Origin of the sequence: Flavobacterium sp. (genome assembly GCF_040402895.1) — a bacterium.
In the GTDB taxonomy this organism is placed as follows: Bacteria; Bacteroidota; Bacteroidia; order Flavobacteriales; family Flavobacteriaceae; genus Flavobacterium.
Genome location: NZ_JBBALR010000005.1, coordinates 1 through 23245 on the forward strand (window position 1 = coordinate 1; position 23245 = coordinate 23245).

19 protein-coding genes and 2 tRNA genes are annotated in these 23245 nt (G+C 32.9%); 10 read left to right on the forward strand and 11 right to left on the reverse strand.

Translation table 11 applies throughout. The annotated features are described in order from the left end of the window. Positions 1-2251, reverse strand: a 2251-nt coding sequence (locus tag ABWP60_RS05695) for a hypothetical protein (RefSeq protein ID WP_353149780.1), incomplete at its 3' end; no start/stop codon positions are given. A 250-nt stretch (positions 2252-2501) separates the two neighbouring features. On the opposite strand from ABWP60_RS05695, the gene folE reads away from it, so the two are divergent. The 4 genes from folE (at position 2502) to lgt (ending at position 5995) form a co-directional block, all read left to right on the forward strand. Then, positions 2502-3173: a GTP cyclohydrolase I FolE gene (folE, locus tag ABWP60_RS05700; RefSeq protein WP_353149783.1), complete on the forward strand. Its 672-nt coding sequence runs from the start codon at positions 2502-2504 to the stop codon at positions 3171-3173. Between the two features lie 65 nt (positions 3174-3238). Next, complete coding sequence (gene cysS / locus ABWP60_RS05705) at positions 3239-4717, forward strand: cysteine--tRNA ligase (RefSeq protein WP_353149786.1); 1479 nt, start codon at positions 3239-3241, stop codon at positions 4715-4717. A 45-nt stretch (positions 4718-4762) separates the two neighbouring features. Next, the gene (yidD, locus tag ABWP60_RS05710) at positions 4763-4984 is read left to right on the forward strand and encodes a membrane protein insertion efficiency factor YidD (protein ID WP_353149789.1); all 222 of its coding nucleotides are present in this window, start codon (positions 4763-4765) and stop codon (positions 4982-4984) included. Between the two features lie 84 nt (positions 4985-5068). After that, on the forward strand, positions 5069-5995 hold the full coding sequence (lgt, locus tag ABWP60_RS05715; protein WP_353149792.1) for a prolipoprotein diacylglyceryl transferase: 927 nt from the start codon (positions 5069-5071) through the stop codon (positions 5993-5995). 58 nt (positions 5996-6053) lie between these two features. On the opposite strand, the gene ABWP60_RS05720 is transcribed toward lgt, so the two are convergent. The 6 genes from ABWP60_RS05720 to proS form a co-directional block, all read right to left on the reverse strand. Continuing rightward, positions 6054-6491 carry a hypothetical protein gene (locus tag ABWP60_RS05720; RefSeq protein WP_353149794.1) on the reverse strand — a complete coding sequence of 146 codons (438 nt, stop codon included), beginning with the start codon at positions 6489-6491 and terminating at the stop codon, positions 6054-6056. 138 nt (positions 6492-6629) lie between these two features. Further along, positions 6630-8426: a translational GTPase TypA gene (gene typA, locus ABWP60_RS05725; RefSeq protein ID WP_353149797.1), complete on the reverse strand. Its 1797-nt coding sequence runs from the start codon at positions 8424-8426 to the stop codon at positions 6630-6632. A 248-nt stretch (positions 8427-8674) separates the two neighbouring features. Next, a complete protein-coding gene (gene rpsT / locus ABWP60_RS05730; RefSeq protein WP_353149799.1) occupies positions 8675-8926 on the reverse strand; it encodes a 30S ribosomal protein S20 in 252 nt (83 codons plus the stop codon). 162 nt (positions 8927-9088) lie between these two features. Further along, positions 9089-9160, reverse strand: a tRNA-Glu gene (locus ABWP60_RS05735). A 33-nt stretch (positions 9161-9193) separates the two neighbouring features. After that, positions 9194-9265, reverse strand: a tRNA-Glu gene (locus tag ABWP60_RS05740). Positions 9266-9441: 176 nt separating this feature from the next. Next, positions 9442-10920, reverse strand: a complete 1479-nt coding sequence (proS, locus tag ABWP60_RS05745; protein WP_353149802.1) for a proline--tRNA ligase — start codon at positions 10918-10920, stop codon at positions 9442-9444. Positions 10921-11016: 96 nt separating this feature from the next. Here proS and ABWP60_RS05750 point away from each other — a divergent pair, with 96 nt between their 5' ends. The 3 genes from ABWP60_RS05750 to rimO all read left to right on the forward strand — a co-directional run bounded on the left by ABWP60_RS05750 (position 11017) and on the right by rimO (position 15002). Beyond that, on the forward strand, positions 11017-12036 hold the full coding sequence (locus ABWP60_RS05750; RefSeq protein WP_353149805.1) for a hypothetical protein: 1020 nt from the start codon (positions 11017-11019) through the stop codon (positions 12034-12036). Positions 12037-12101: 65 nt separating this feature from the next. Next, entirely contained in the window at positions 12102-13601 is a 1500-nt protein-coding gene (locus tag ABWP60_RS05755; RefSeq protein WP_353149808.1) for an OmpP1/FadL family transporter, read from the forward strand. A 90-nt stretch (positions 13602-13691) separates the two neighbouring features. Beyond that, positions 13692-15002, forward strand: a complete 1311-nt coding sequence (gene rimO / locus ABWP60_RS05760; protein ID WP_353149811.1) for a 30S ribosomal protein S12 methylthiotransferase RimO — start codon at positions 13692-13694, stop codon at positions 15000-15002. Positions 15003-15058: 56 nt separating this feature from the next. Here rimO and ABWP60_RS05765 read toward each other — a convergent pair whose 3' ends face one another. Further along, positions 15059-15460 carry an excinuclease ABC subunit B gene (locus ABWP60_RS05765; RefSeq protein WP_353149814.1) on the reverse strand — a complete coding sequence of 134 codons (402 nt, stop codon included), beginning with the start codon at positions 15458-15460 and terminating at the stop codon, positions 15059-15061. Between the two features lie 40 nt (positions 15461-15500). Here ABWP60_RS05765 and ABWP60_RS05770 point away from each other — a divergent pair, with 40 nt between their 5' ends. Both ABWP60_RS05770 and ABWP60_RS05775 read left to right on the forward strand, forming a co-directional pair. Further along, a complete protein-coding gene (locus ABWP60_RS05770; RefSeq protein ID WP_353149817.1) occupies positions 15501-16295 on the forward strand; it encodes an alpha/beta hydrolase in 795 nt (264 codons plus the stop codon). Between the two features lie 59 nt (positions 16296-16354). Beyond that, entirely contained in the window at positions 16355-16855 is a 501-nt protein-coding gene (locus ABWP60_RS05775) for a DUF1456 family protein (RefSeq protein ID WP_353149820.1), read from the forward strand. Positions 16856-16913: 58 nt separating this feature from the next. Here ABWP60_RS05775 and menD read toward each other — a convergent pair whose 3' ends face one another. After that, a complete protein-coding gene (gene menD, locus ABWP60_RS05780) occupies positions 16914-18575 on the reverse strand; it encodes a 2-succinyl-5-enolpyruvyl-6-hydroxy-3-cyclohexene-1-carboxylic-acid synthase (protein ID WP_353149823.1) in 1662 nt (553 codons plus the stop codon). Between the two features lie 143 nt (positions 18576-18718). On the opposite strand from menD, the gene ABWP60_RS05785 reads away from it, so the two are divergent. Continuing rightward, the gene (locus tag ABWP60_RS05785) at positions 18719-19213 is read left to right on the forward strand and encodes a GNAT family N-acetyltransferase (protein WP_353149825.1); all 495 of its coding nucleotides are present in this window, start codon (positions 18719-18721) and stop codon (positions 19211-19213) included. A gap of 80 nt (positions 19214-19293) precedes the next feature. Here ABWP60_RS05785 and ABWP60_RS05790 read toward each other — a convergent pair whose 3' ends face one another. Beyond that, positions 19294-19929, reverse strand: a complete 636-nt coding sequence (locus ABWP60_RS05790) for a glutathione peroxidase (protein WP_353149828.1) — start codon at positions 19927-19929, stop codon at positions 19294-19296. Between the two features lie 85 nt (positions 19930-20014). Then, positions 20015-23212 carry a cytochrome c biogenesis protein gene (locus tag ABWP60_RS05795; protein WP_353149831.1) on the reverse strand — a complete coding sequence of 1066 codons (3198 nt, stop codon included), beginning with the start codon at positions 23210-23212 and terminating at the stop codon, positions 20015-20017. Between the last annotated feature and the right edge of the window lie 33 nt (positions 23213-23245).

Consider the following 23245-nt stretch of genomic DNA (forward strand, 5'->3'; position numbering starts at 1 on the left):
TGGTCGTATGTGTGATTGCTGTTAATGCCGTATTGATACAAAGTGTTGGTGTAGCAGAAGGGGCTGTTACTGTGTTAGCTGTAGTTACTGTAATAGTACCTGTTGCGTTTACGGTACCACATCCTCCTATTAAGGGAATAGTGTAATTAAAAGTTCCTATCACAGAAGGACTTCCACTTATTGTAATCGTATTGGCTGCCCAAGAAGCGGTAACTCCTGCCGGTAGTCCTGTTGCGGTTCCAATACCTGTTGCTCCAGTGGTCGTATGTGTGATTGCTGTTAATGCCGTATTGATACAAAGTGATGGTGTAGCAGAAGGTGCTGATACTGTATTAGCTGTAGTTACTGTAATACTTCCTGTTGCGTTTAGGGTACCACATCCTCCTGTTAATGGGATTGTATAAGCAAATGTTCCCGATGCCGTTGGTGTACCACTAATGGTAATCGTATTGGCTGCCCATGAAGCCGTAACTCCTGCCGGTAATCCTGTTGCGGTTCCAATACCTATTGCCCCTGTTGTTGTATGCGTGATTACTGTTAATGCTGTATTGATACAAAGTGATGGTGTAGTAGTTGGCGCTGTTACTGTGTTGTTTGGTGTAACTGTGATGGTTCCTATAGCGTTTAGGGTACCACATCCTCCTGTTAAGGGAATCGTATAAGCAAATGTTCCTGATGCAGTTGGTGTACCACTAATGGTAATCGTATTGGCTGACCAAGAAGCAGTAACTCCTGCCGGTAGTCCGGTTGCGGTTCCAATACCTGTTGCTCCAGTGGTCGTATGTGTGATTGCTGGTAATGCCGTATTGATACAAAGTGTTGGTGTAGCAGTTGGTGCTGTTACTGTGTTAGCTGTAGTTACAGTAATCGTTGCAGTATTTCCAATTAATGGCGTAATTACAGAACCAACAGCAACAGTTGTCAAAGTATATACTGTAGTTGCAGTTAATGGTAATGGTGTATTCCAAATAAAAGTACCAGAAGCAGGAATTGTTACATTATAAGTGTTTGCACCTTGAGTAAAAGTAACTACAGCACTTGGAGGTCCTGTAAAAGTTAATTGCCCGGTATTGTTGGTACAAATAGTGTTACCAACTGCAGTAGCATTGTTTGTGCATCTAACATCTAATAAAAATGAAATTCCATCTGAATCTACACATTCTGTAGATGTATTGTTTCTTGCTCTTACCCAAATTGTAGTATCTACATTGGTTTGAAAAGTAGAAGGATTAAGTATATGACCTGTTACTGGATCAGTGTAAATTAAAGATGACACTTCATCTGTAAAAAACGAAACCGTAAAATCTGCGGGATTTAACGGCGCTAGTAAAGCGGGAATTAAACTCGTTAAATCAAATGTTGGATTACAATCTCCTATAGGTCCTAATTGATTAGGTACAGTATTTACTACTGGTGTAGCACCAAAATAAATAATAACGGAATCTTCAGTAGGTGTACCACAGTCAGGATGTGTCACCTTAACTTTCCATGTACCTGATTGTGTAACTGTTATTGATTTTGTAGTTAAAGTAGGTTGTAAAACGCCATTCAAAAACCACTGGTATGCCAATGTATTTTGGTTAGCAGGTGGATTTTGAAAGTTACAATGTAAGGTTTGAGAATTTATAAGCGAGTTACAAAATGAAATTGTATTAGTAGCAGGAGGACTTGGATAGACTGATGTAGCAGTAGGACCTAAATCAACTCCACAAACTACATCACAGTTTGTTGAACCAGAACCTGGAGAGTTAGAATTTGTTTGTTCCATTACAAACTGCCCAACTGAATTTGAATAATTGGTAATTAACAATATATAATTTGACCCTGGATTGGCATTTGGTATGGTAATTGTTTCAACTGCAGCTGCTGAGAAACTACATGCTACAATATTATTTGGATTAACAGGAGCCGTTAAATCTGCTAAACTATTACAAGCAGTTGTAGCCATCTGGGCATCAGTAAATGGTCCCCAACATATAAAATCAATATCCGTATTATTGAATAAAGGAGGATTATTCCCTTGATGCAAATTAAAAATTAAAGTACCAGCAAAACCAGTCTGAAAAGTATACCAATTGGGATTTGGGGCAGAACCCAAACATCCTGGAGAACCCAAACTAGGAATACCAACTAAACTTGGTTGTGGAGAAATATTTCCAGAACAAATTGGGGACATCGTACCACAAGTTGATTGTGAATATATAAAATTAATGCTTAAAAAGGTAAAAAATAGTAAAAGAAATTTTTTCATTTTTTATGTGTAATTGTTAATGAAATTATGAATCATGAACAGCAAAAATAAAAAAAAAATTAAGTTTTCGTTAATAAAAAAAGAAATTAATAACTTAAGTTGTTTTTCAGCGGATAAATTTTACTTTCATCGGTTATTAAAAATAAAAAACACACTAGAATTTCCATAACATTACAAATTACTTTGAAAAATAAAAAACTAATTTATTTATAAATGCATATATTTGCAGATAGATGAAAAAACAGGTACGATGATTAACAACGAAGAACATAACGATGAAATTGGCAACAACCATATTGCTACTAATACGCAAAACCCTATCAGAATTGATGCTTTTGAAATTTCTGACGAAGAGAAAATTATTAGAATCAAAAAAGATGTAGAAAACATACTACTTACACTAGGAATGGACTTAACCGACGACAGCTTAAAAGGAACACCAAACAGAGTGGCTAAAATGTTTGTAAAAGAAATTTTTGGCGGCTTACATCCAAATAAAAAACCTAGTGCATCCACATTTGAAAACAAATATAAATATGGCGAGATGTTAGTAGAAAAAAATATTGTGGTATATTCTACTTGTGAACATCATTTATTGCCAATATATGGTCGAGCTCATATTGCCTATATTTCTAACGGAACGGTTGTTGGATTATCAAAAATGAATCGCATTGTAGAATATTATGCAAAAAGACCTCAAGTTCAAGAACGTTTAACCATTCAAATCGTAAAAGAACTACAAACTGTTTTAAACACAGAAGATGTAGCATGTGTTATTGATGCCAAACACATGTGCGTCAACTCTCGAGGAATAAAGGACATCGAAAGCAGCACAGTTACTTCTGAATTTGGCGGAAAATTTAAAGAAGAAAAAGTTAAAAGAGAATTTTTAGATTATATTAAATTAGATACGAAATTTTAGAATCATTAATCCAACCAACTGCGGAATAAGTAATAATAAAATACATCAAACATAAATTAAACAAAATGCCACTTTACGAAACCAATCCACTTCAAGTGTATAATTCATTATCGGGGAAAAAAGAAAATTTTAAATCGATTCACGAAGGTCAAATTGGTATGTATGTTTGTGGCCCAACGGTGTACAGCAATGTGCATTTAGGTAATGTTAGAACTTTTATGAGTTTTGACATGATGTATCGTTATTTATTACATTTAGGTTATAAAGTAAGATATGTACGAAATATTACAGATGCCGGACATTTAACAGATGATGGCGATGTTGAAAATGACAGATTTGTAAAACAATCGCGTTTAGAAAAATTAGAACCAATGGAAATTGTACAGAAATATACTGTAGATTTTCACAGGGTTTTAGAAACTTTTAATTTCCTACCTCCTACTATTGAACCAACAGCTACAGGTCATATTTTAGAACAAATAGAATTAACTCAAAAATTAATTGAAACAGGTTTTGCTTATGAAAGCAATGGCTCTGTTTATTTTAATGTGTTAGAATACAACAAACGTGGTTTAAATTACGGCGAATTAAGCAATAGAAATATTGAAGAATTATTTGCCAATACAAGAGATTTAGACGGACAATCGGAAAAGAAAAATCCACAAGATTTTGCCCTATGGAAAAAGGCATCGCCAGCACATATTATGCGTTGGAACTCACCTTGGGGAGCTGGTTTTCCTGGTTGGCACTTAGAGTGTACGGCTATGAGTACCAAATATTTAGGTGAGACATTTGATATTCATGGCGGTGGTTTAGATTTAAAATTTCCACATCACGAATGTGAAGTAGCACAAGGAACGGCATGCAATGGCGTACATCCAGTAAATTATTGGATACACACTAATATGCTAACCATGAACGGATTACGCATGAGCAAAAGTACTGGGAATTATATTTTACCAATGGAATTAATTGAAGGAAAAAACGATTTCTTCGAAAAAGAATTCAATCCAAGTGTGGTACGCTTTTGTTTTATGCAAGCCCATTATCGAGGTGTTTTAGATATTTCAAACGATGCGATGCTAGCCAGTGAAAAAGGCTATAATCGTTTAATGGAAGCAATAGAAATTGCATCAAAAATTGAAACAAGTAACACCTCTTCAGTCGATATTGCAACGTGGAAAAATGCTTGTTATGATGCAATGAATGACGATTTTAATACGACAATTTTAATCGCACAATTATTTGAAGCGGTTAGAATTATTAATGTATTAAACGACAAGAAAGAAACAATTACTGCAACAGATTTAGCTGAATTAAAAGAAACTTTAGACGTTTTTGTTTTTGATGTGTTGGGATTAACGAATAAAAAAGCAGCAGGTAATAATAATAAATTAGGAAGCGTAATTGAAATGCTAATTGAAATGAGAATGGAAGCTAGAGCAAATAAAAACTGGGCTTTATCTGATGAAATTAGAGACAAATTAGCCATTTTAGACATTCAGTTGAAAGACGGAAAAGACGGAACGAGTTTTACTTTGTAATTTTGGATTTACGAATTGAGATTTACGATTAACAAAATATAAAATATGAAGAAACTATTAATTTTTCCATTTATAGTAATTATTCGATTTTATCAAATTGTAATTTCGCCATTAACTCCAGCAACTTGTAGGTTTGCGCCTACTTGCTCAAGTTATAGTAAGGAAGCATTAGAAAAACACGGCATAATAAAAGGGTGTTGGCTCGCTTTTAAAAGAATTACAAGTTGTCATCCATGGGGAAAGAGTGGTTATGATCCGGTTCCATGATGCAATGGCAATAGCAATGACAATGACAATGACAATAGCAATGACAATAGCAAAAAACAATAAACTATAAACAACAAAAAAATTATGATTTGGAATCCAACAGAAGGTATAGATTTAGGTTTTTTCATGATTCGTTTTTACAGCTTAACGTGGGTAACTGCATTTGCTTTGGGCTGGTTTATTACTAAATATATCTTCCAAAGAGAAAATGAATCTGTAGAAAAATTAGATAATTTATTTGTATACACAATTGTAGCTACCATGCTTGGAGCACGTTTAGGGCATGTAATTTTTTATCAACCTGAATTATTTTCTCAAGATCCCTTAAGTATATTATTACCAATAAGTACAATTGGCGGATTACATTTTACTGGTTTTAGTGGATTGGCCAGTCATGGTGCTGCCATTTCTGTTATTCTTACGATGTATTATATCAAATCAAAAGTGCTGCAGCGTCCTTTTTTATGGATTTTAGATAGAATTGTAATTCCCGTGGCTTCCGGAGCTGTTTTTATTCGTTTAGGAAACTTTATGAATTCTGAAATTTTTGGTAAAGTAACTTCAAAAGACACTTTTATGGCTATGAAATTTGTGAAAGGCGAAGACAATTTACCTCCGAAAGTAGCCTCACAATTAACTAATATCACTGATGGAAACCAAGCTTACAATGCAATTGCAAATGATGTTCAGTTTAAAGGTATTTTAGAAAAAATTCCATATAGATATCCAGCACAACTATTTGAAGCATTATTATACATTCCAGTATTTTTCATTTTGTTTTATATGTATTGGAAAACGGATGCCAGAAACAAACCAGGTTTATTATTTGGAACATTTTTAGTATTACTTTGGTCAGTACGTTTCTTTGTGGAATTTGTAAAAGACAGTCAAGGTGGTTTTGAAGAATACCCAATGTTCAATGCTCTATCCACTGGGCAATGGCTTAGTATACCATTTATTATTATAGGATTTTACTTTGTATATGCTTCGCAAAAGAAAGCAAATATTTAATAGTAATGTATAGAAATAAAAAAGGCAAACTCTAAATTAGAGTTTGCCTTTTTTATTTTTATCCTCTAAATTTCCATTCAAATTCGTCGTTATCATTGATAATGGCTCCAATTTCAACCTCAACTACTTCGTCATAATCGACGTGAAAAAACAACCAATTGTCTTCGTTAAAATAAATATCAATTCCTTCTTCTGAATCTTTTTCAAACTTGGTGATTTTGTTGAGTGCTAAATCGCCATTTACTAAATCCCATGCTTTATTAATAATGGTAGTTCCAAATAGTTTAATTTCTGGATGTGTAGTTGTAATATATCCTAATTTCATGTCTTCCTCTACATAAAACGTTAACTTCATACGTTCTTTGTTATACACATAAATCGTATTATTTTCGTCGTCTGTAAACGTCTTACTTGGTTTCCCGTATAACGCTTCCACGTACTTTGGAGTCATACCAAACTCTAATCTATCAATTCCGTTTTTTAATTTAATTTCCATTGGTTTTCGTTTTATGCTAACAAAGTTAGAACTTTTAACATATGATTGAGCAAAATCTTACAAATTATTACTATTATAAATAAAAAAAACCACGAAAATCAAATGAAATTCGTGGTTTAGTATTTATATAAAATCTAATTATATTTTAGTACGTTTTCTTTCTGTTTCCGTCAAATAAATTTTTCTTAAACGAATCGATTTTGGTGTACACTCCACATATTCATCTTTTTGAATATATTCTAAAGCTTCTTCTAATGAGAAAATAACTGGAGGAATGATTCTAGCTTTTTCGTCATTTCCTGATGAACGAACGTTAGATTGTTTTTTCTCTTTCGTTACGTTTACACACATATCATCACCACGAGAGTTTTCACCAATAACTTGACCTTCGTAAATTTCAGCATTTGGTTCTACGAAAAACTTACCTCTATCTTGTAATTTATCAATAGAATATGGAATTGCTTTTCCTTTTTCCATAGAAATTAACGAACCTTTGTTACGTCCAGAAATTTCTCCTTTATATGGTTCATATCCTATGAAACGGTGAGCCATAATAGCTTCACCAGCAGTAGCAGTAAGTAATTGGTTACGTAATCCAATAATTCCACGAGATGGAATATTAAATTTAATAATCATACGTTCCCCTTTAGTTTCCATGCTTAACATTTCACCTTTACGTAAAGTTACAAACTCTACCGCTCTACCGGATAAACTTTCTGGTAAATCGATAGTTAACTCTTCAATTGGCTCACATTTAACACCATCAACTTCTTTAATGATAACTTGTGGTTGTCCAATTTGTAATTCGTAACCTTCTCTTCTCATGGTTTCAATAAGGACAGATAAGTGCAATACACCACGTCCAAAAACCATAAATTTATCTGCTGAGTCCGTTTCACCCATTCTCATGGCTAAATTTTTCTCTAATTCTTTTTCTAGTCTTTCTCTAATGTGACGAGACGTTACAAATTTACCTTCTTTACCAAAGAATGGTGAGTCATTAATTGTAAATAACATACTCATTGTTGGTTCGTCAATCGCAATAGAAGTTAAGGCTTCTGGATTTTCAAAATCGGCAATAGTATCTCCAATTTCAAAACCTTCAACACCAATAATGGCACAAATATCTCCAGCAATAACGCTTTCTACTTTCTTACGACCTAACCCTTCGAAAGTGTGTAATTCTTTAATTTTTGATTTTGTAATAGTACCATCACGTTTTACCAACGAAATGTTCATTCCTTCTTTTAATTCACCTCTTTCTAATCTACCAATCGCGATACGACCTGTAAAAGCTGAGAAATCTAAAGATGTAATTAACATTTGAGGGGTACCTTGTCCAACATTTGGAGCAGGTACGTGCTCGATAACCATATCTAATAATGCTTCAACATTATCTGTTACATTTTCCCAATGATCCGACATCCAGTTATTTTTAGCTGAACCATAAACTGTTGGGAAATCTAATTGTGCTTCTGTAGCGCCTAATTCAAACATTAAGTCGAATACTTTTTCGTGAACTTCTTCTGGCGTACAGTTTTCTTTATCTACTTTATTAATAACTACGCAAGGTTTTAAACCTAAATCGATAGCTTTTTGTAATACGAAACGCGTTTGTGGCATTGGTCCTTCAAAAGCATCTACTAACAAACAAACTCCATCGGCCATGTTTAATACACGCTCTACTTCTCCACCAAAATCGGCGTGACCTGGGGTATCAATAATATTAATTTTAGTTCCTTTATAAGAAACCGAAACGTTTTTAGAAGTAATGGTAATACCTCTTTCACGCTCTAAGTCGTTATTATCTAAGATTAAATCTCCAGTATTTTCGTTATCACGGAACAATTGACAGTGATACATAATTTTATCAACCAATGTAGTTTTACCGTGGTCAACGTGGGCAATAATTGCAATGTTTCTAATAGATGACATATATTCTTTTTTTGAAAGTGCAAAGGTACGTTTATTATCTTGATATTCAAACAACTATTCATTTAGTTTACATTTTAATAAATTTATATGCAAAATGTTTCATTTTCAATACGCTAACCTTTTCATTTTTTGGTTTAATTTTACAATTGTGTTGCCTTCAATAACTTCAAGCAAGAGATTGAAAAAGGATATCAAACAAAAAAAGTCCTGATTTTCATCAGGACTTTAAAATTATTTTAATTTGCTAATTATAATTTAGCAACCAATCTTGTTAACTTAGATTTTAAGTTTGACGCTTTGTTAGCATGAATAATATTTTTCTTAGCTAACTTGTCAATCATTGAAATAACAATAGGTAATTTCGCTGCAGCTTCTGCTTTTACAGTAGCTAAACGAATTGCTTTAATTGCATTACGTGTAGTTTTGTGTTGGTATTTGTTCAATACTCTTCTTTTCTCGTTGCTTCTAATTCTTTTTAAAGCTGACTTATGATTTGCCATTTTTTTTATATTTTAATGTAAATAACTATTTTATGTATTAGTAGAAAAATAAGAAAAGCCTCCCACAATTGAATTGAATTTCAATCACTTCAGTTTTAACTAACAAAACAAGTAAAGGAGACACCAAAACCCATTTCATAAAACCATTTCAAAACTAATTTGTAGTCCGTAGGGGAATCGAACCCCTCTTACCAGGATGAAAACCTGGCGTCCTAACCGATAGACGAACGGACCAGTAACTGATTTAATGTTTCAGTAAAAACAGTGTAGTCCGTAGGGGAATCGAACCCCTCTTACCAGGATGAAAACCTGGCGTCCTAACCGATAGACGAACGGACCATTACATTTTGGTAATGCGAGTGCAAAAATACAACTATTTTTTATTTGTGCAATACCTAATGTGAAAATTTTCAGTTTTTTTGAAAACCTTCGTTTAATGCTTAATTTATAGGACATTTATTGCTTTTTAAAAAGCAATTATCCTCTCAAAATCCTAATCGTAAAGCGTAAATCGCTTAGTACGCTTTAGCGAATAAAACTCTTCCTTTAGATGGTGCTCCAGAGAAAATACAAACTCCAGCTTCTTCTACTCTATCTAAAGGAATACATCTAATCGTTGCCTTGGTTTCCTCTTTTATTTTATCTTCAGTTGCAGCGGTTCCATCCCAATGTGCAGAAACAAAACCTGTTTTATTCTCTAAGACATCTTTAAATTCAGCATACGAATTCACCTCTGTTGTATGTTCAGCGCGATAATCTACAGCTTTATTAAATAAATCTTTCTGAATTTGCTCTAATAAATCTTGAATATAAGTTACAATTCCTTCTGCTGGTTTCACTTCTTTAGTTAAAGTATCTCTTCTTGCTACTTCAAAAGTTCCATTTTCTAAATCTTTCGGACCAATTGCTAAACGAACTGGTACGCCTTTTAATTCCCATTCTGCAAATTTAAAACCAGGTTTTTGCGTAGTTCTGTTATCAAATTTTACTGAAATATTTAATTTTTTAAGTTGCGCTACTAAATCATTTGCTACATCAGAAATTTTATTAAACTCTTCATCTGTTTTAAAAATCGGTACGATAACAACCTGAATTGGTGCTACATTTGGAGGCAATACCAATCCATTATCATCTGAATGTGTCATTACTAAAGCTCCCATCAAACGAGTAGAAACACCCCAAGAAGTTCCCCAAACATATTCTTGTTTTCCTTCTTGATTGGTAAATTTTACATCAAATGCTTTGGCAAAATTTTGTCCTAAAAAGTGTGAAGTTCCAGCTTGTAATGCCTTTCCATCTTGCATTAAAGCTTCAATACAATACGTTTCATCTGCTCCAGCAAAACGTTCTGTTTCTGTTTTTAATCCTTTTACAACTGGAATAGCCATAAAATTTTCAGCAAAATCAGCATAAACGTGCATCATTTTTTCTGATTCTACTAATGCTTCTTCTTTTGTAGCGTGTGCGGTATGCCCTTCTTGCCATAAAAATTCGGCAGTTCTTAAAAACAAACGCGTTCTCATTTCCCAACGCACTACATTTGCCCACTGATTAATTAGCAAAGGTAAATCTCTGTACGATTGCACCCAACCTTTATAAGTACTCCAGATAATAGCTTCAGATGTTGGGCGAACAATTAGTTCTTCTTCTAACTTCGCATTTGGATCTACCATTAATTTACCTGGTTTATCTGGATCGTTTTTTAATCTATAATGAGTAACGATGGCACATTCTTTTGCAAAACCTTCAGCATTTTTTTCTTCGGCTTCAAACATACTTTTTGGCACAAATAATGGAAAATAAGCATTACTATGACCGGTTTCTTTAAACATTTTATCTAATTCAGCCTGCATTTTTTCCCAAATTGCATAGCCGTATGGTTTAATTACCATACAACCCCTTACTCCTGAATTCTCAGCTAAATCAGCCTTTACGACCAATTCGTTATACCAAGCAGAATAATCTTCGCTTCTAGTTGTTAAATTTTTACTCATTTTTATAATATTGGCACAAAATTTGTTTAATTTGTATTACTTTAGTGGTACAAAACTACTTAATTTTGTAAAGACCAACAATAAAAATTTATTTATATGAAAACAAATCGCATTTTTCAGCTAAAAACACTTAGATTTTTAAGTCTAATTGTAGGTGCTATCACAGTAGTAAGTTGTGGTTCGTACCAAAATTCATCTTATTATGATGATGATGGCGTGTATGGTCCTGATAATTCAGAAAAAGCAAAACGAGTGGTACAAAGCGAAACGACTTCTGGCTCTTACAGCAACGCTTATGCCCAACAATTTAAAAGTATGAGTGAAGAGTTTGGACCTACAGAAGTATTAACTGACGTAGATAACTATAAATCAACACCCGACACGGTTTATGTTCAAGAAAATGGAACTAGATATGGTGGATGGGGTGAAAACCAAACCAACAATAATATTGTGATTATTAATGATAATTGGGGAATGAACAACTGGGGTTGGAATGGTTGGTATGGAAATGGATGGGGTTGGAACAACTGGGGAATGAATGGATGGGGATGGAATGGATGGTATGGCAACAACTGGGGAATGAATGGATGGGGATGGAACGGATGGTATGGAAACAACTGGGGTTGGAACGGATGGTATGGAAATGGATGGTGGGGTAACAATTGGAGCTGGAATGGTTGGTATGGTGGCGGCAGAAATGTCGTGCACAATAACGGACCTCGTGGTGGTTATATAAATAACAATGGTAATTCTGGAAGAATGGCTTCAGGAAGAATAGGAAATAGTATTGGAAATCCAAGAACTCAAATTGGACAACCTAGAGAAAATGTTACCGGACCAAGAACATTAAGTCCAATTGGAAATTCAAATACTGGAACGCCAAGAGCTATTATTTCTGACCCAAAAACCTACAACCCAAGAGGGGATACAAATACTGGAACACCTAGAAATCAAACTTCAGAACCAAGATCATATACACCTAGAAATGATACACCTAGAACCATATCAACGCCAAGAAGTTCCGACTTTGGTGGCGGAAGAAGTTCCGGAGGATTTGGCGGAGGCGGCTCTTTTGGAGGCGGAAGATCTGGAGGCGGTGGTCGAGGAGGAAGATAAAAAAACTCATAAAACCTGTTAAAAAAACACGAACAGGTTTCTTTAAAAAATATAATTTTACATTTATGAAAAAAATACTGTTTTCTATATTTATTGGAAGTGCTTTTACAGTTAGCGCACAAGAAACTAATATGACAGATGCGTTACGTTACGGCATACAAAATTTAAATGGAACTGCTAGATACAGAGCAATGGGTGGCGCATTTGGAGCTGTTGGAGGCGATTTGTCAGCTATAAATAGTAATCCTGCTGGATCTTCAATTTTCAATTATAATCAAGCTACAATATCGCTGTCTAGTTTTAATAAAAGCAATACTGCTGGTTATTTTGGAACAAATAGTAAAACAAGTGAAAATTCTTTAGACATCAATCAATTGGGTGCCGTATTTGTTTTTAATGACAATCAATCAAAAAGTGGTTGGAAAAAATTCGCTTTAGGTTTAAATTATGAAAACGCCAATAATTTTGATGATTTTATTGTTAGCGAAGGGACAAATCCGTATAATTCAATGGACAGCTATTTCTTGCGTTTTGCAAATGCTAGATTGGGTAATATTGCTGGAAATTATTATGAAGATTTAGATTTTATTGACCAGCAAGCCCTTTTAGGTTATGATTCATACCTAATTGATTATGATTCAGCAGGTGATAATTACTATACTAATGTACCAACAGGGGGAAATTATTTTCATAAAAACACCATTCAAGCTAAAGGTTACAATGGAAAATTTACTATGAACTTTTCTGGTGCCTATGAAGATAGATTATATGTAGGTATGAATATGAATTTTCATTTTACAGATTATTTAAAAACTTCTTCTTTATATGAAAGCAATTTAAACCCTTTTTATTCTTCAGGATTTAGCATTGATACAGCAAGATTCAATAATGAATTATATACTTATGGTTCTGGTTTTTCGATGAATTTTGGAGCTATTTATAAAGCAAATAAAAATATTCGATTAGGATTGGCATATGAAACACCAACTTGGTATCGCTTAAATGATGAGTTGACACAAACGATTGCTACCAACTATTATAATGCTACAAATACAACAATGAACCAAGCAATAGTAAATCCAAATACGGTAAACATATATCCAACATATAAAATTCAAACACCGAGTATATTAACTAGTAGTGCTACTGTTTTGTTTGGTAAAAAAGGATTGTTAAGTGTGGATTATATTTCAAAAAACTTTGCAAAAACACAATTTAAACCTAATAGCGAAATCGTTTTTAGTACTTTAAACACTCAAATCAAAAACGAACTTCAAGATAGTTACGAACTAAGAATTGGAGGAGAATACAAAATAAAACAATGGAGTGTTCGAGGTGGTTACCGATTTGAACAAAGCCCATATAAAGTAGATTTAGCCTTTGGTGATTTAATGAGTTATTCTAGTGGTTTAGGATATAACTTCGGAGATTCTAAATTAGATATTTCGTATACGAAAGAACATCGTGCCAGAACAGAAGTACTTTTAACTTCTGGACTAAATGACCCTGCAAGAATTAAAAATTACAACAATAATGTAACTTTAACCTATGTGGTGAATTTTTAATTATCACACAAAAATTTCACAAATGTCGCTTTACTTCAAGTTTAGCGACATTTTTTTATTAATTTTGCACCCTGAAACAAAACAATTCAAATGAGAACTAAGTCTTTAAAGAAAAATAAAATCAACGTCATTACATTAGGTTGTTCTAAAAACGTATATGATAGTGAAATTTTAATGGGGCAACTTCGTGCCAACGGAAAAGAAGTAACACACGAAGCCAAAAAAGACGAAGGAAATATCATAGTAATTAATACTTGTGGTTTTATTGATAATGCGAAAGAAGAATCAGTAAACACGATTTTAGAATATGCCGAGAAAAAAGAACAAGGTTTAGTAGACAAAGTTTTCGTTACAGGTTGTTTATCTGAGCGTTACAGACCCGATTTAGAAAAAGAAATCCCAAATATAGACCAGTATTTTGGAACTACTGAATTACCGTTATTATTAAAAGCATTAGGTGCCGATTATAAACACGAATTAATTGGAGAACGCTTAACCACAACACCTAAAAATTATGCCTATTTAAAAATTGCTGAAGGTTGCGACAGGCCTTGTAGTTTTTGTGCCATTCCATTAATGAGAGGAAAACACAAATCTACTCCTATTGAACATTTGGTGATTGAAGCGGAAAAATTAGCAAAAAATGGTGTAAAAGAATTAATTTTAATTGCACAAGATTTAACCTATTACGGATTAGATTTATACAAAAAAAGAAACCTAGCAGAACTTTTAGAAGCATTAGTAAAAGTAGAAGGAATTGAATGGATTCGTTTACATTACGCCTTCCCTACTGGTTTTCCAATGGACGTTTTAGAATTAATGAAACGCGAACCAAAAATTTGCAACTATTTGGACATTCCTTTACAACATATTTCAGATAGCATTTTAAAATCGATGCGACGTGGAACCACTCAAGCAAAAACAACAAAATTAATTCAAGACTTTAGAGCGTTAGTTCCTGAAATGACTATCAGAACAACTTTAATTGTAGGGTATCCAGGTGAAACTGAAGAAGATTTCAATATTCTTAAAAATTGGGTTGAGGAAATGCGTTTCGAACGTTTGGGTTGCTTTACCTATTCTCACGAGGAAAACACACACGCCTATTTATTAGAAGACAATGTTCCGGAAGAAGTAAAAAAAGACCGAGCAGCACAAATTATGGATATTCAAGCACAAATTTCTTGGGAATTAAATCAAGAAAAAATTGGACAAACATTTAAATGTGTAATTGATAGAAAAGAAGGCGAACATTTTGTTGGAAGAACGGAATTTGACAGTCCAGATGTGGATAATGAAGTATTAATTGACGCATCCAAATTTTATTTAAAAACAGGCGATTTCGTAAATTTAAAAATCATTGATGCTACCGAATTTGATTTGTATGCAGAACCTGTATAAAAGTAAACTCTAAACCTTTTGACTTTTACCTTTTGGCTTTAACCCTAAAGCAAAACCTAATTCAGTTGCTCACTAAAAATAGCTATCAACGTATTTGCATCAACAATATGATTTGGCGATTCTTCAATTAACTTTAATACGCGTTTCATCGCAAAGGGATTTAGTCCCATATGAATGCCGATTTCATTAATTTTTATAATTTCACGTTCGTGCAAAACATTGTCACAACGCATTAACAAAGCCAAACGATAAAACTGACAAATTCGGTTCATTTCGTCTTTTATTACTTTAACTTCACCTTTATTTTCGTATAATTTCAATAAAGTCGCTTTATCAATTTGCAATTCATAGGCTACAATTTCAATAAAATCATATTCTTTATCGTGTAATTCCCCGTCAATTAATGCAAACGAAATCATTTCTTGCAACAAACTAATTTTTTCTTGAGCAGTTTCCATCAAAATTATTACTTTTATACTATCCTTCAAATATAAAAAAATGCAACAATTTTTAAAACTATTCCTATTCTTTTTTTTGATTTCTATCCCGAAAATAGAAGCGCAAAAGCGATTTTCAACCTTTGAAATAGACGCACCTCAGCTACAAACAAAAAAGAAAATTTGGGTGTATGTACCTCTTAATTACGAAAAATCCAATAAAAAATATCCAGTAATTTATATGCACGATGCACAAAATTTATTTGATGTAGCAACTTCTTATGCTGGAGAATGGAATATTGACGAAACTTTAGATAGCTTAAAAGCAAAAGTAATTATCATTGGCATTGAACATGGAAATGAAAAAAGAATCGACGAACTTACTCCTTATAAAAACGAAAAACATGGGGGCGGAAATGCCAATGCGTACTTAGAATTTATTGTAAAAACATTAAAACCACATATCGATGCAAACTACAGAACCAAAACAAATGCAAAAAACACAGGTATTTGGGGTAGTTCACTTGGCGGATTGGTTTCGTTTTATGCGGCTTTACAATATCCAGCGGTTTTTGGAAAAGTAGGTTGCTTCTCGCCAGCTTTTTGGATTAACAAAAAAGAAATTTTTCAGAAAATGGAAGACACACCAAAGTTTACTACCAAAATTTATTTGCTATGTGGTGATAAAGAAGATAGCGGCGCAATGGTTTCGGATATGAAAGAAATGGAAACACTCATTAATTCAAAACGCTGTGAATGCAAAAAGCTAAATAAATCAGTAATCGTAAAAGAAGGCGAACATAACGAAAAATTATGGCGAAATGCGTTTGCAAAAGCGTATCTTTGGCTTTTCTGAAAAAATTGATTTACGATTTACGATTTACGATTTACGAATAACAAACAACAAACAATACAATGAATAACAACGATATCTTCAAAAAACTACGTGTGGCTTTACAATTACGTGACGACCAAATAGTAGAAATCTTAAATTTAGTCGATTTTAAAATGTCGAAAGGCGAATTAGGTGATATTTTCCGAGCGGAAGACCACGCTAATTTTATGGAATGTGGCGATCAAGTACTACGTAATTTCTTAAACGGATTAATTATTCATTTACGTGGTACGAAGGAAAATCCGAAAAACCCACGAGAAGTAATTAAGTCACACAAAGATTACGAAACTCAAACTGAACAAACAGATAAAACCATCTACGAACCAAAAAAACCTTACAATAAAACAGATAGCAAAACACAATTTAAACCAAGAACTGGCGATAAAAAAGACTTTAAACCAAAAACCGGTGAAAATTCAGATAAAAAACCAGCGTTCGGGAAAAATAAATTTGGCAACGATAAAAAACCAGCCAAGCAAAATCCGGTTGAAAAATTTAAATTTAAAGACGGAAAAAAATAAAAGCAAATCCTCAATAGTATTGAGGATTTTTTTATTATATTATACTTAAAATACTGAATTACAACTTCTTAAAGTAATCTAATAAAACAATATCATTTATTTTTTCAGGAGTAAAAATCTCTAAAATTGAAGGCGTGCTTTGATTTGATATAAAAGAATCCCAAACAGCATGCAATTCGGGTTCGTTTTGAACTGAAATATATTCAAACGCATACATTTTGGCCAAGTATTCTGCTGTTAAGTGATGTGAGGTTTCGAAAAAAGTATTAAACGTTTCTGTTTCTTGATGTCCTGGTAAAATCCTAAAAATCCCTCCTCCTCTATTATTAATTAAAATAATTTTGAAATGCTTTGGAATATAATTGTTCCATAACGCATTACTGTCGTACAGAAAACTTATATCGCCAGTAATTAAGATTGTAGGTTTATTATTTGCTACTGCTGCACCAATTGCTGTAGAGGTACTACCATCAATTCCACTTGTGCCACGATTACAAAATATCTCAATTGATTTATGGCAAGCTACCAACTGTAAATAACGTATTGGTGAGCTATTACTAACTTGTAACTGAATATTTTCAGGTAAATTTCGACTTAAGAAATCGAAAACTTTAAAATCTGAAAATGGAATTTCAGACATATACTGCTGGTGCTTTACTAATCTATCTTGCCAAATGGATTGAAAATCGTGTTCGTACTTTGATTCTACCACATTATTTTCAACTACTAATTGACTTAAAAACCGAGTACTATTTGTTTTAAAATGTTGCGACAAACAACCAAATGTATCATACGCTCTGATTTCATCTACATGCCAATGTTGGGTTGGTTGATGCTTTCTCAACAAAGATTTTATTCGTTTAGAAACTACCATTCCACCAAAAGTTAACAAAATATCGGGTTGAAAATTAAGCTTTTCTTCTTCTGAAAAAGTGGAAACTAAGGTATCAATTCTGTCAATAAAAGTAGCGTGATGTAAATTAGATGTTTTTTCTAATAGTACTAATACACTTTTGTCTTCCGCTAAGGATTCAATGTACTTTTGTTCGATTGCATTTGGTAACAACTCGCCTACTAAAATTAATTTCTTTTTAGCCAACTGCCATTCTGAAATGAATTTGGTAGCTAAAGTAAACTCTATTTCTTCAATAGTTGAAAAAGCAGTTTTCGGAATGTATGTTGGTTCCAAAAGTGTTTCATATAACGGTTCCTCAAATGGAACATTTATGTGAGCGGGACCTTTTTGAGAAATGGCTGTTTCGATAGCAGAAACAATAAGAGTATCATTTTGCTCAGAAGCATTTTCCGTTAAATTCGCAGAAAAAACAATATGATTCGCAAACACATTTTCTTGACGGATGGTTTGTCCGTCACCAATATCAATTTTATTTTTTGGTCTATCAGCTGAAACAATAAGTAACGGAATTTGGCTATAAAATGCTTCCGCAACAGCCGGATAATAATTTAAAACTGCCGAACCCGAAGTACAAACTACTGCTACTGGTTTTTGTAATTGTTGCGCCAAACCTAAAGCAAAAAAAGCCGCACAACGCTCATCAGCAATGCTATAACATGTAAAACCTTCCAGATTGGTAAATCCCATAGTTAAGGGTGCGTTTCTCGAACCAGGAGAAATTACAATATGCTGAATTTCTTTTTGGCGAAAAATTTCAATAACCGCTTGCGCTAATGGTATTTTTGGATATAAGTTGACTTTCAATTTAGTATTTTATTGAAACACTTTGAAACTTAGAATACTTTTAAAATAAAAAATTAGGTTTTAATGTGTTTGAAAATGATAGATACAAATTTACTAATAAATACACATTTTTTTATACTTTTATATCATAAATAAATACTAAAATGATTCCATCAATTCAAAGGTACCAAAAGGAAGATTGCCCTGCTATACTTGAAATTATTAATGAGCAAATTTTAACTGGCACTGCTTTATACGATTATCAACCAAGAACATTAGAACAACAACTGGCCATTTTTGAGGATAAATTACAAAAAGGGTTTCCAATTATTGTCGCAAAAATAGCTGATGAAATTGTTGGATTTGGTTATTACAGCGAATTCCGATTTAGAGAGGCATATAAATTTACGGTGGAACATTCTGTATATGCCAAGAAAAATTTTACAGGAAATGGAATTGGCAATTTGTTACTTACCGAATTAATCGAATTAGCAAAAAAGCAAAATTTACATACAATGATTGGCGTTATTGATTCGGAAAATGAAAATAGTATTGCTTTTCACGAAAAATTTGGATTTGAAAAAGTAGGTTTCATAAAAGAATCAGGCTATAAATTTGACCGCTGGTTGCATTCTGTTTTTATGCAAAAGATACTTTAGTAAAATTCCAATAAAAAAATTCCAAACTCCAATAAAGTTATAAATTGGAATTTGGAATTTAAAAATTGAAAGTTAATTATTTATTTTCCCTCAATCCAATTGATAATTGAAGTATCGTTTGGTACAACTCTTGGAGACATCACTTCTGCTAAATGCCCTTTTTCGTCAATTAAATATTTTTGAAAATTCCATTCTACATCGCTGTCTTTTAAGCCATTTTTACTTTTTTGAGTTAAAAACTGATACAAAACATGCATATCGCTACCTTTAACCGAAATTTTTTCCATCATTGGAAAAGTTACGCCATAATTTTTCTTACAAAATGCTCCAATTTCAGCATTTGTACCTGGTTCTTGTGCTCCAAAATTATTTGCTGGAAAGCCTACTATTACAAAATTACTGTTTTTATACTTTTCGTAAACGGCTTGCAATTGCTCATATTGAGGTGTTAATCCACATTCTGAAGCGGTATTTACAATTAAAATTTTCTTACCTTTTAAAGTAGAAAAATCAAATTCGTTTCCTGATAAATCTTTTACTTTAAAAGTATAAATTGAACCTTGTTCCATGGTGTGTGTTTTTGGAGTTTCTACTGAAGTATTTTCGCTTGTATTTTCTACGAAATGTTCCCAGTTTTCTGATTTTTTTTCTTCCGATTTAGTATTACAAGCCAATAAAATTAATACAGCGCCAGTAAATGTGTGAAATAGTTTCATAACAATTTATTTAAAATCAAATATATGAAAAGATACAGAAAACAAAAGTTAATGTTGGGTTAAATAAAAAAACCGAAATTATTACCTATTTTTTCTTATACCATTTCTTATATTGAATAAAAGCTATAACAGAAATTACTAAAACAATTGCTAAGGCATACAAATAATACACCACACTTTGAGATTCTCCAGACGCATACGAATGCTTGCCACTTAAATGAAAATTCACTCCAAAATACGTCATTAAAATACTTGCAAAGGCTAAAACCGACATAAAATTATAAGCAAATAAACCTCGTAACGCTGGAACAAAGCGGGCATGAATTACAAATGCATACACCATAATACTAATTAAAGCCCAGGTTTCTTTTGGATCCCAACCCCAATAACGTCCCCAACTTTCGTTTGCCCATTGTCCGCCCAAAAAGTTTCCAATAGTTAGCATGACTAAACCAACCGTTAAAGCCAATTCATTAATATAGGTGATTTCTTTTATACTAAGTTCCATTTTAGCTTTATTATTCTTGTTGGTGAAAATCATTAAAAACAAGGCAACCAATCCCAAAATCATAGCTAAAGTAAAGGGTCCATAACTCGCTACAATAACCGCAACGTGTATCATTAACCAATACGAATTTAAAACTGGTTTTAAATTTGCAATTGCTGGATCCATCCAATTCCAATGCGCCACCATTAATATCATAGCGGTTACAAACGCAGTTGATGCGATAGTGAGTTCTGATTTTCTACCGAAAGCTACGCCAAAAAACATAGTTGCCCAAGCTACATAAATCATACTTTCATAGGCATCAGACCAAGGCGCGTGCCCAGAAATATACCAACGAACAATTAATCCTGCTAAGTGTAAAATAAAAAGTAAAACAATAGTTCCGTGGAAAAATTTTACCACATAATTTACCCATTTCTTTTTATTAAAAATTTGAATGATTACAAACACAAACATTAAAACGCCCGCATACATATACCATGAGAACAATTTTTTAAATATATCGTATTTGTTGTACTGAACCTCTGCTTCTAATTTATCATCTGAAAGCATAACTTTTCCACCAAATTTCTTTTGATAATCCGACAAACCTTTTAATAAACTTTCTGCATTTTTATAATCTTTAGTTTGTGAGGCTTTTGCCGCTTCGCTAAAGTAAAAAGGAATAATATTTTTTACGATATCTAAATTGGTTTTCGTTGGGTGTTGCAATTCTAGATACGAAGCCCATTTATTATTGGCATCTTTTGGAAGTGGGAAAAAACGTAAAATTTGTCCACTAATTGCCGAATACAATAAATTTACTTTTTTGTCTGCCTCTAAAAAATCTTTTTGAAATTGGTTGGGAACCGCTTCTTTGTAGGCTTCATCCGTTTGTTTTTGTAATTTATAATTTCCGAAATCATCGAAAAAACTTATTAATGGAGCATATTTTGCTTCTGCATCAATACCAATAATTTTACGAATGCTGTCGTTTCCTTTTTTCAAGTAAACTATCGGAATTTGGTACCAAAACTCAGGAAATTGGTTCATAGAAATCAAAACCTGATCTGAAGTAAAACCTTCAAACGTGTCGTTTTTAGAAACTTTTCGTAATAATTCAGACGAAAAAGTATTCACAGGTTTCATTCTTCCGCTGATATCTTGGATAACCAGTCGTCCAAATTTTTCTGCATGCTCCGCAGAAACCATATACTTTTTTATCTCTTTTAAAGATTCAGCAGCTGTTGGCATTTTTGGTTTTTGTGCTGAAGTTTCATTTTGGTGTGGATCAGTGCCATGGTTATGTCCGTCGTGATTGGTATGATTATCTTGGGCAAAACCGAACAATCCAAAAAAGAATAAAATAGCTACTAAAGTGGCTTTTTTTACTCGTATTTTATCCAACTTCAATTTCAGATCATTAAATCGTGTGTTTTTATCAAACAAAATCGCCATCAAAGCAAAGTATAATAAAAAATATCCGATGTAAGTAATCCAAGTTCCCCAGAAATCGTGGTTTACAGAAAGTACCGTTCCTTTTTCGTCTTCATCAAAACTGGCTTGAAAAAAACGAAATTCTCTATAATCTAAAATATGATTCATAAAGACGCTATCCGTAAATGTTTTTGATTTTTCTTTGTCTTGAATTTCGATTTTACTTTTAAAAGCAGAATAACTTTTTTCTGTTCCAGGATATTTTTCGGCTACGAAATCATTCAATTTAATTGAAAAAGGTAAGGTATGCAATTTACTGCCATACATTAATGTGAAATCTAATTTTCCAATTTTAAAACTTTTTGGTTCGCCTTGTTTTCCTTTTGAACCCATTAATGTAATAATTTCTTCTTTATTTTGAGAGGTGACTTTAACTAAAATGGCGTCATCGGTTTTTTTATCTTTGTAATCGTTATTAGAAGCTAAAACCACTTCACCTTTTTGAGCCAATTCAGGAAAAACAAACTGACTTCCACCAGCATTATAAAGTGAACGAAACATTAACTCGCTTGTTTTATCTTTTGTAATTGTACCTTGCATTTTGTCGGCCATTCGCATAAAGTTCCCGTCAAAAGGCGTTTGAATGGTATAATTTTCAGCAGTTTTTGTAATATTAATAGCACCTTGTGTAAACTTATTGAAAGCAAAAAGCACATTACTAATATTTTTCACTTCGCCTTCTTTAAGAAAATGCTCTTTTCTACTGCCGGCAATGGCTTCAACTAATTTAATGTATAAATCGCCTTTTGCATTTGGCTGAAATGTTTCAGAAGCATTCATAATAAACTGTTGCAATTCAATTTTGTATGGAATATCTGAAAATGAATCAGAAAGTTGGAACGAATTATTTGTTGCTTGTGAAAGTAACAACTGCTTTTCGATTGTTTTACGTTTCATTTCTCCTTGATACTCACCATCTACAAAAGTGGTTAAATATGGCATATCTGAATAAACCGTATTAGAAACAGCTCCTTCACGAATTGGCATTAATCCTTCATAACTAATATATCGGGTAACAAAAGCACCTACAATTATAAAAATCCAAGACAAGTGTAACAATAAAGTGGCCCATTTTTCTTTTTTGTACAATTGGTACCGTTTAATATTTCCGAAAAAATTAATTACAAAAAAGACCATAATGGCCTCAAACCACCATGCGTTATAAACCCAGATTCGAGCGGTTTCAGTATTATAGGCGTCTTCAATGAAAGTTCCTGCTGCCATTGCCGCTGCAAAACCAATAAATAAAAGTGCCATTAGGCGTGTAGAATATAATGCGGAAAGTAATTTTTGTAACATAAAATATAGTCTTTTTATAAGTCGTGCAAATGT